Annotated in this window: 10 protein-coding genes; 3 read left to right on the top strand and 7 right to left on the bottom strand. The window is 49.9% G+C overall.

Annotated elements, in window-relative coordinates; all coding sequences use genetic code 11:
- Positions 1-174 precede the first annotated feature (174 nt).
- Together ACZND6_RS12245 and ACZND6_RS12250 are read left to right on the top strand one after the other, a co-directional pair.
- Positions 175-456, top strand: a complete 282-nt coding sequence (locus ACZND6_RS12245; RefSeq protein ID WP_022099944.1) for a DUF6429 family protein — start codon at positions 175-177, stop codon at positions 454-456.
- Positions 457-580: 124 nt separating this feature from the next.
- Positions 581-853: a DUF6429 family protein gene (locus ACZND6_RS12250; RefSeq protein ID WP_489524738.1), complete on the top strand. Its 273-nt coding sequence runs from the start codon at positions 581-583 to the stop codon at positions 851-853.
- Positions 854-897: 44 nt separating this feature from the next.
- Here ACZND6_RS12250 and murB read toward each other — a convergent pair whose 3' ends face one another.
- Genes murB through ACZND6_RS12270 form a run of 4 tightly spaced genes read right to left on the bottom strand, consistent with a single transcriptional unit; the run spans position 898 to position 5,014 of the window.
- Complete coding sequence (murB, locus tag ACZND6_RS12255; RefSeq protein ID WP_046447915.1) at positions 898-1,914, bottom strand: UDP-N-acetylmuramate dehydrogenase; 1,017 nt, start codon at positions 1,912-1,914, stop codon at positions 898-900.
- 15 nt (positions 1,915-1,929) lie between these two features.
- Complete coding sequence (gene dxs, locus ACZND6_RS12260; RefSeq protein WP_293737272.1) at positions 1,930-3,801, bottom strand: 1-deoxy-D-xylulose-5-phosphate synthase; 1,872 nt, start codon at positions 3,799-3,801, stop codon at positions 1,930-1,932.
- A gap of 13 nt (positions 3,802-3,814) precedes the next feature.
- The gene (locus ACZND6_RS12265; RefSeq protein ID WP_022099940.1) at positions 3,815-4,717 is read right to left on the bottom strand and encodes a polyprenyl synthetase family protein; all 903 of its coding nucleotides are present in this window, start codon (positions 4,715-4,717) and stop codon (positions 3,815-3,817) included.
- Between the two features lie 6 nt (positions 4,718-4,723).
- Positions 4,724-5,014 carry an exodeoxyribonuclease VII small subunit gene (locus tag ACZND6_RS12270; protein WP_008811055.1) on the bottom strand — a complete coding sequence of 97 codons (291 nt, stop codon included), beginning with the start codon at positions 5,012-5,014 and terminating at the stop codon, positions 4,724-4,726.
- Between the two features lie 258 nt (positions 5,015-5,272).
- Here ACZND6_RS12270 and ACZND6_RS12275 point away from each other — a divergent pair, with 258 nt between their 5' ends.
- Positions 5,273-6,142: a sulfurtransferase gene (locus tag ACZND6_RS12275; RefSeq protein WP_370748038.1), complete on the top strand. Its 870-nt coding sequence runs from the start codon at positions 5,273-5,275 to the stop codon at positions 6,140-6,142.
- Positions 6,143-6,220: 78 nt separating this feature from the next.
- Here the strand turns inward: ACZND6_RS12275 and ACZND6_RS12280 are convergent, their stop codons facing one another.
- From ACZND6_RS12280 to ACZND6_RS12290, 3 genes are all read right to left on the bottom strand, one after another.
- Positions 6,221-7,006 (bottom strand): ZIP family metal transporter, encoded by a 786-nt coding sequence (locus tag ACZND6_RS12280; RefSeq protein ID WP_008811052.1) that lies wholly within the window; start codon positions 7,004-7,006, stop codon positions 6,221-6,223.
- Positions 7,007-7,068: 62 nt separating this feature from the next.
- Positions 7,069-8,052: an NAD-dependent epimerase/dehydratase family protein gene (locus tag ACZND6_RS12285; RefSeq protein WP_293737270.1), complete on the bottom strand. Its 984-nt coding sequence runs from the start codon at positions 8,050-8,052 to the stop codon at positions 7,069-7,071.
- A 198-nt stretch (positions 8,053-8,250) separates the two neighbouring features.
- Positions 8,251-8,508 (bottom strand): transposase (locus ACZND6_RS12290; protein WP_489524739.1); only part of this gene is annotated, 258 nt, incomplete at its 5' end.

The following is an 8,508-nucleotide window of genomic DNA, read 5'->3' on the forward strand; positions in this document are numbered from 1 at the left end:
TCTCTCCGCTTTATGGAGATCCGTTAATGAAGCGCCCATTGCGGTACCGCACGATGGGTGCTGTGAGAGAGGGGCGGGGAAACCCGTCCCCCTACTCGATTCTATCGCATTCAATACTTCCTGAATTTATCGGATGCAACTAAACTAAGAAAAACCAATTTGTCGGAGGTATCTATGGAAAGATCCCAAAGAGAAAAGCTGACTGAAGAGTTGACGCTTGTGCTCCTTTATTTGACATCTTTCACCGAAAAGCAATGTCCTAATGTCCGTATGGCCTGGAAGACGCATGATTGGACGGCATTAGACGATCTTGCAGAGGACGGTTTCATGGTTCCTCCGCACAACAGAAAAAACTACACTCGTTACTTGACCGACGAAGGTGTTGAGAAAGCCAAAGAGCTACTGGAGCAAATTGGTCCTTCACTTGGTTTCAAAAAAGAAGATTGGGGAGATTGACGTTCTTCTTAGCGCAAACTCAAGATCGTCTACCACTGCGGTGGCGACCGAAATGGCCTCCTCATTTTATGAACAAAAGTCTTGAAGATTAGACTGAATGTCTCGTGAATTGGAGGAGATTGTCTTGGAAAAAACGGAACGCGACAAATTAATCGACGAGCTCACGCTGGCTCTTCTTTACCTGACTTCCTTTACCGAAGAAGATAAGCCGGAAGTTCGTATGTCCTGGAAAAGCCATGACTGGACCGCAATGGATCGATTAGTTGAGGACGGCTTCATCGAAAAACCAAAATGCATGCGTAAACATTCTCGAGTCCTCACAAACGATGGCATTGAAAAAGCCAAGGAACTCTTGGACCGTCTAGGCCCCTCCCTTGGCTTTGCAAAAAAGGACTAGCAGGATTAGTACCGCAGGTTCTCAGCCTTCGGAAACGAGACCGCTTAGACCATCGCAACTTCCGGCTCGAGTTTAACGCCGAAACAGTTCTTGACGCGCAGCCGCACGTCCTGCGCCATTGCGTAGATGTCTTCGCCGGTCGCCTGCCCATAATTCACGAGAACAAGCGGCTGCTTTTCCCATACGCCGACGTCGCCCATGCGATAACCGCGGAGACCCGCGTTGTCGATCAGCCATGCCGCAGACAGCTTGAAACGGCCTCCGGCCAAAGGATAAGAAACCAAAGACGGGTTCGTGCGAAGAAGACTTGTAAAGGTCTCCCTGTCGACAACAGGATTCTTAAAGAAGCTTCCGGCGTTTCCGAACTTCACCGGCGAGGGAAGTTTTCTGCGGCGCAGCGAAATCACGCAGGAATAGACGTCCTGAGGGGAAAGTTCGGGGAAGCTGTTGATCTCGATCTCTTCGGCAAGCGCTTTGTAAGAAGTATTGGGAACCCAATTTTTGGAGAGCTTAAACGTAACCGCAGTGATGACTAAATGACGATTCTCCGGCTTTTTGAATGTCGAATGACGATAGCCGAAGTCACATTCTTCATTCGTCAGCGTCAGCAGCTCGCCGGAATTCATATCAAAGCACTCGACGGATTCAATAAATTCAGCTGCTTCTAAGCCGTATGCACCGATATTTTGAATCGGAGCCGCCCCGACGGTGCCGGGAATGTAAGCGAGGTTCTCAAGACCGGGCATTCCGGCATCAAGCATCTTGCGGACGAAACTGTGCCAGATTTCTCCGGCGCCGGCGCGAACAAAGTAATGCTCTTCGTCCTCCTTAATCTTCTCAAAACCGGGAATCATCATCCGCAGCAGAAAGCCGGGATAGTCATCCCTAAACAAAACATTGGAGCCGCCTCCGATGACCATAAAGTCCTGAGGCTGCTGGTGGATATGTTCTCTTGCCTGTTTTAAATCCTCAATGGAACGGATCTCGGCAAAGTTCCTCGCTTTTGCGTCAACACCGAAGGTATTGAGCTTTTTAATTTGTTCGTCAGTCTTGAGCTCCATAAGAAGGCTCCAAAATTACTCTACTCTTTTGAGACGTTCTTCAATCTTATTCAAAATCGATTCTTCATCCATACCGCATTCTTGGTAAAGATGTAAGTTATCTCCCTGCTGGATGAAACGATCGGGGATCCCGATCTGAAGGACATCCGCAAGAAGACCTTTTGCGGCTAAAACTTCAAGGCACGCATCACCGGCGCCGCCGATGATGACATTTTCCTCCAGAGTCACTAAAAGATCATTATTTTTTGCAGCTTCTTCGATCGCATCAGCGTCGACCGGCTTCACAAAACGCATGTCGTACACGGTGGCATCAATTTTTTCAGCAACCGCTTTTGCCTCCGCAAGCATGCTTCCGAAAGCCAGCATCGCAACTCTGGAACCCTTCGGCGCAGTTCCGGTGCGCACTCGGCGAGCCTTGCCGAGCGGAAGTTCATGCATTTCCTTCTCAACCGGTACGCCGGGTCCTTTGCCTCTCGGATAACGAACAATAGCCGGATGATCTAGCTTATAACCCGTGTAAAGCATCTGGCGGCATTCGTTCTCATCTGAGGGCGCCATGATGACAAGGTTCGGAATGCAGCGCAGGAACGAAAGATCAAAGGAACCGTGGTGCGTTGCACCGTCTGCCCCGACCAGACCGCCGCGGTCCAGGGGAAACAGAACCGGAAGATCCTGAATGGCCACGTCGTGAACGATTTGGTCAAAAGCTCTTTGAGAAAAAGTCGAATAGAAAGTGCAAACGGGTTTCAGTCCCTCGGCAGCGAGGCCACCTGCAAATGTAGCAGCATGCTGCTCGGCAATCGCGACGTCAAAGAAGCGGCTCGGAAACTCTTTAGCAAAAGCGACTAAGCCTGAACCTTCCTTCATCGCAGGTGTAATTGCGATGACGCGGGGATCCTTACGCGCAATGTCCAGCAGCCAATCGCTGAAAACTTCCGTATACGTCTTTGCATGCGGAGACGGAACAATACCTTTGCTTGAATCAAACGGCGAGATACCGTGATACTTGGTCGGATTGTCGACAGCCGGCGCATAACCGTGGCCCTTTTGCGTCACAACGTGAAGCACCAGCGGTCCGTTGAGCTGTTTCATGTTCTGAAGCACCGGAATCAGCACTTCGAGGTCATGTCCGTCAATCGGACCGTGGTAGTTCATCCCGAATTCTTCAAACAGCGTGGAGTGCGGAGCAACCATGCCCTTGCTGTACTCTTCGGCCCGTTTGGTCAAATCGAAAAGTTTCGGAAACGGACGCACAATCGCTTTACCGATGTCTCGCGCCTGAGCGTAGAACTGTCCGCTCATCAGCTGTGTAAAGTGATTCTTTAAGGCTCCGACCGGAGGAGAAATGGAACAGTCATTATCATTGAGGATCACCAGCAGGCGAAGGTCCTTCATGTCGCCCGCGCAATTTAAGGCCTCAAACACCATACCTGCGGTCATTGCACCGTCGCCGATCACTGCGATGTGACTCCGATCCTTCTTTCCTAAGGTCTTTGCCGCGACGGCCATACCTAAAATCGCAGAGATGGAAGTTGACGAGTGTCCTGTCCCGAAACAGTCATAGGGACTTTCCGAACGCTTCGGAAATCCCGACAGGCCTTTGTACTGGCGCAGTGTCGGCATTCGGTCCCGACGTCCTGTCAGGATCTTATGTGCATAAGCCTGATGGCCGACGTCCCAAACTAATCGATCTTCCGGCGTATCAAAAACATAATGAATGGCGATAGCCAGCTCGACGGTTCCCAAAGAAGACGAAAGGTGTCCGCCCGTCTTGGAAACGTTATCGATAATGAAAGTACGAAGTTCGTTTGCAAGCTGCTTTAACTCCGGCATCGACAATTTTTTTAGGTCAGCCGGAGAATTAATAGTTTCGAGAATGGTACTCATCGCCGGTTACTTCTTAGTGTGTCCTTTTGATGATGAAATCAGCGATTTCGATTAAGCGCTCTTTGCCGCTCAGACCTTCGCTGAGCCCTTCAACGGCTTTGGCGGCAACTAAATATTGTTCTTCAGCAAGTTCTTTGGCTTTTTCCAGGCCAAGCAGGCTGACGTAAGTCGGTTTATCTTCTAAAGCATCCTTACCGGCTGTTTTACCAAGCTCAGCCGTATCGCCGACGACATCCAAAATGTCATCGACGATTTGGAAAGCCAAACCGATAGCATTTCCATAAACCTCAAGCTGCGAAAGATCGTGCTGTGAAGGAGTCTTTTTTCCGGCAAACGCACCCAGAAGTATGGAGGCCTTAAGGAGCGCCCCCGTTTTCATCGAGTGCATTAGGCGCAGCTCTTCAATCGTCATCTTCTGATTGCCGACGACGCTCAGGTCAATCGCTTGCCCTCCGCACATGCCTCGCGTGGAAGATGCGTAGGCCAAAAGCTCGAGGAGCTTAATTCTCTGCTCAGCAGGCAGCTTCGTTCTGACTAAGAACAGAAAGGCTTCCGGCTGGAGTGCATCGCCTGCAAGCATGGCCACTGCTTCACCAAAAGCCGCATGAGTAGTGGGCTTACCGTGGCGCAGTATGTCGTTATCCATGCACGGCAGATCATCGTGAATCAAGGAATAAGAATGGACGCATTCAACAGCTAAGGCCGTAAGGTCCAGGTTTTCGGGATCGGCATCAAATATTTGTCCGACGGCATAAACAAGCAGCGGACGCACGCGCTTACCGCCTCCGATGACGGAGTAGCGCATAGCCGAATGGAGTTTTTGGGGAATAAGAGCTTCCTGAGGAAGATTATTTTCAGCTGCTTTTTCAACCCTCTGCTGGCAAGCCTTTACCCAATCTTTAAAAGCAACAGTCATAACTTCTTAGAAAGGGATATCGTCGTCATTTCGACGGGAACGGCGGCTTACCGGGGTTTCTTCAGGTTCGTCATCATCCTGCTGATTGCCGAACTTTTGATCCAGTTCACGTACTCTGTCTTCTGCGCGCTTTAACAAGTCATTGCAGTGTTTGCGCAGTTCAGAGCCGCGGGCATAAGCTTCAACAGATTCTTCCAGAGGCAGACCGCCTTGAGACAGGCGCTGCGACAAGGCTTCCAGTTCCTTAAGAGCTTCTTCAAAAGACAGAGAAGAAATTTCAGGGGCCTTTTCTCCCATTTCCGATAATCCTTATATTTGTTTGTATCATGAGCATTTTCGCTCATTTAGACGTTAGCGAACAACTTTTTGACAATCCTACAGGCATATCTCGGTATTTAAGCCCTTTTCACTCAAGCTGAGGCGTCAAACATGAGATTTTGAGCCTATTTGCACAAAAATCGTTCAAGCGCTCAAGTGTACTCATTCATTGCCGCCTTACCTTCAAATATTTGTAATGAAGCCTAAAATCGAGGAATCGTTTAACAGAGGTGTTTCATGATTTTCACAACTTTAATTGAGCCTCGTGAGCTGCATGCTTTCATGCTGAATCAAAAAGTCAGCGGAAACCGTAACATCATCATTCTTGACTGCTCCTGCAGCATTCCCGATCCGGAGCTCGGTATCAAGCTTTACGCCAAGGAGCACATTCCGGGCGCTGTACTCGTAGACTTTGACCGCTATGTCACCGGAAAAGTAGCGCAGGGAACCGGACGCCATCCGATGCCGGGCAGAGAAACATTCCGCCAATCCATGGAATATTTCGGCATCCGTCCCGATCGTCAGGTTGTTCTTTATGATCAGGGCGGCCTCGGCTTTGCAACACGCTTTTGGTATGAGCTCCGCTGGCTGGGCCTGGAAAATGTCTGCGTCCTAGACGGTGGCTTTACCGCTTGGAAGGAAGAAAAACTTCCCGTGACAGACAAGCCGACCGAACCGTTAGAAGACGGAAAGATCCCTGAGCTTGCGCCGCTTGAAGTACCGGTTCCGATGAAAACCGTTCAGGACAATCTGAAGACGAAAGAATTCTTAGAAGTGGACGCACGCCCTGCCCTTCGCTTCCAAGGCATCGGCGAAACGATTGACCACAAAGCCGGCCACATCCCCGGCGCTGTCAATCGTCCGGGTTCCGAGAACTTCCTTCTCGACGGAAGATTCAAACCTGCGCCTGTTCTGCGTGAAGAATTCCTGAAACTTCTGGACGGCCGTACACCGGACAAGGTCATCAATTCCTGCGGATCCGGCGTCAACGCTTCCGCGAACCTCTTTGCAATGGATTTAAGCGGTCTTTACGGATCGAAACTTTATGTCGGCTCGTGGAGTCAGTGGATTGACGATGACGCTAATCCTGTAGCAACCGGAAAGTAATCGCCTAGCAAGCAAAGCCACTCCGGATCAAAGGTAATGTTCAAGAGCGGCTTTTTTGCGTTTGATGACTGCTTCAGATCAGTGCTCGTGCAGACCTCCGGTCGCCAAAACAGCCATGGCCACACCGATCAAAATAAAGAATAACTGTACGTAAAAACGTTCCGGTTTTTCCTGGTGCGCAATTTCCGGCATCAGGTCAGACAGTGCAATATAAATAAAGCTAGCAGCAGCAATGGCAAAAGCGTACGGAACCATCCATTCAACTCGGTCTAAGAGAAAGTAGCCTGCAATACCGCCGAGCATGGAAGTCAGGCCGGAAATAACATTCCAAAGAAGCGCCTTCGAGCGCTCAAATCCGGAATGGAGCAAAACCATAAAGTCGCCCACTTCCTGGGGGATCTCATGAGCCAAAATTGCGAGCGCCGTTACCCAGCCGAGGCCTGAACTCACCATGAATGCGCTGGCAATCAAAATGCCGTCCGTAAAGTTATGGAACGCATCACCGATCAAGATGGCGTTGCCGGCGCCGGAACTTCTCTTTTGGCTTCCCTTGATGTATTCAGAAATGGTGTGTTCCGGAGGATTTACATGACTGTGATGCTGATGACTTAAGGCAAATTCAAGGCAGAACAGAAATAACACGCTCACAAGCAGCGTCCAGCCCACCGAGGCTGCATTCTCATGAATTTCAAATGCCTCGGGAAGTAAATGGGTAAAAGCCACTGTCAATAACAAACCGGCCGAGATACAGAGCATCTTGCTCATATATCGATCAAGAAACTTAAAGCTGATCAGTCCAGCTAAAACAATGGACAGAACCGACGATAAAAGAGTCGCCGCAAGAATTTGCAAAAGAGTCGTCATCTCATTCCTTCTTCGAGACGATTAATCTAAAACAATCGGAGAAACAAATTCAAAAATGACGGTTATTTCGAGCTCGTGTGAGAACCGAGGTAGAAATTCTCGTCCCAAGAGCGTCGGAAGGACTGTTCAACCGAAAGCGGAGGAGTCCAGCCGAGAACCAGCTGAGCTTTATGAATGTCGGCTACTTGGCTCTGGAAGAAGAACTCTTCCCAAGCCTGACGTCCGATGTAACTGTTAAACAGTCGGACAAGGATCGGCGGAAATGGCCACAGCAGACACGGCCGATGGTGCGTTCTAGCCAGCAGTTTAAAAATATTGAGTGTCGAAAGATCCTCCCCGTCACTAACTAAGAAAGTTTCGTTGGCAGCATCCGGGTGCGTCGCGCAGCAAATCAGGAAGTCGACGAGGTTATCGATGCCGACTAAAGAACGGTGATTTCTCTTGCAGGATCTCAGCGGAAGCGGCAGACAGTAATCCACCATGATCTTGACCTCGCCGAAAAGATTCTGACAATCCGGCCCGTAAATGAGCGGAGGACGGACGATCACAATTTCCATGCCTGTCTCTTCGCCGACGCGAATCAGTTCTTTTTCTGCTTCCAGGAGCGCTTTGCCGATCGGAGACTTCGGCCGAGGCAAAGAGTCAGCATAGAAACGTTTCCCGGCCGGGGTCTCGGGACCGTTCACCTGCAGAGAACTTAGGAAAATGAAACGGCTGATGCCGGCGCGGTGCGCTTCGCGCGCCATGTGAACCGTCCCTAAGACATTAATTCTGTGCAGCGCAGCTTCGTCGAGCCAGCCCTCGTGACCGCGCATCGAACCGCGGGAAGCGCAATGGATCAGGACGTCGCAGCCTTTAAAGGCTTCAACGTAGTCCAGACTTTCTTCCAGGCTTCCGAGCCGAACCGTCTCAAAGGACTTGGAATTAAGAATCGAACCTCTGCGGGCAGCTGCCCGCACGGTAAATTCTTTTTTCCGATTCAACAAAGCCAGCACCAAGGCGTTTCCGATATAGCCGTTGGAGCCGGTCACCAAAATCTTTTTCATATAAATTTAACGCTGCACAACTTCTTTAGTGTAATTCCTTCTTGGCCATTGGTATTAAGGAAGCTCTGCAAAATACGTAATTTTTCCCAATCGCCCTTCGGAGGCTTTATTTCCGAAGAATCTGACGGGAATTTTCCATCGGGGAGGAATTGACCAGAGCCTAATCAATCAGTTTCCTCCCTCATAGATACAATTATCCTAGGCGAAGCTAACCTTGGTTCGATTTTCGAAGCACTTTCCGATGAACATGTTGGCAATCGAGGCCAGCATTGTTAAGCGCGCCGTATTTTTGGCCAGCCCTCTGTATCTGACTTTCTTATATCCGAACTGAACCTTAATTCGATGAAAGGCGTGCTCGACCTTGCATCTAATCGAACTCAGCAGCTTTTCGTCGGCAATTCTCTCTGCCGAGAGCTTCTTTCTCTGACTGTAACGTTTCGCGGCCGTATAAGTTAC

The sequence above is a fragment of the Parasutterella sp. genome, from assembly GCF_057870745.1.

What these genes read in the sequence shown, in the direction of transcription:
- ACZND6_RS12245 (WP_022099944.1), top strand. Translation starts at nt 175, where the DNA reads ATGGAAAGATCCCAAAGAGAAAAGCTGACTGAAGAGTTGACGCTTGTG.
- murB (WP_046447915.1), bottom strand. Translation starts at nt 1,914, where the DNA reads ATGGAGCTCAAGACTGACGAACAAATTAAAAAGCTCAATACCTTCGGT.
- dxs (WP_293737272.1), bottom strand. Translation starts at nt 3,801, where the DNA reads ATGAGTACCATTCTCGAAACTATTAATTCTCCGGCTGACCTAAAAAAA.
- ACZND6_RS12265 (WP_022099940.1), bottom strand. Translation starts at nt 4,717, where the DNA reads ATGACTGTTGCTTTTAAAGATTGGGTAAAGGCTTGCCAGCAGAGGGTT.
- ACZND6_RS12270 (WP_008811055.1), bottom strand. Translation starts at nt 5,014, where the DNA reads ATGGGAGAAAAGGCCCCTGAAATTTCTTCTCTGTCTTTTGAAGAAGCT.
- ACZND6_RS12275 (WP_370748038.1), top strand. Translation starts at nt 5,273, where the DNA reads ATGATTTTCACAACTTTAATTGAGCCTCGTGAGCTGCATGCTTTCATG.
- ACZND6_RS12280 (WP_008811052.1), bottom strand. Translation starts at nt 7,006, where the DNA reads ATGACGACTCTTTTGCAAATTCTTGCGGCGACTCTTTTATCGTCGGTT.
- ACZND6_RS12285 (WP_293737270.1), bottom strand. Translation starts at nt 8,052, where the DNA reads ATGAAAAAGATTTTGGTGACCGGCTCCAACGGCTATATCGGAAACGCC.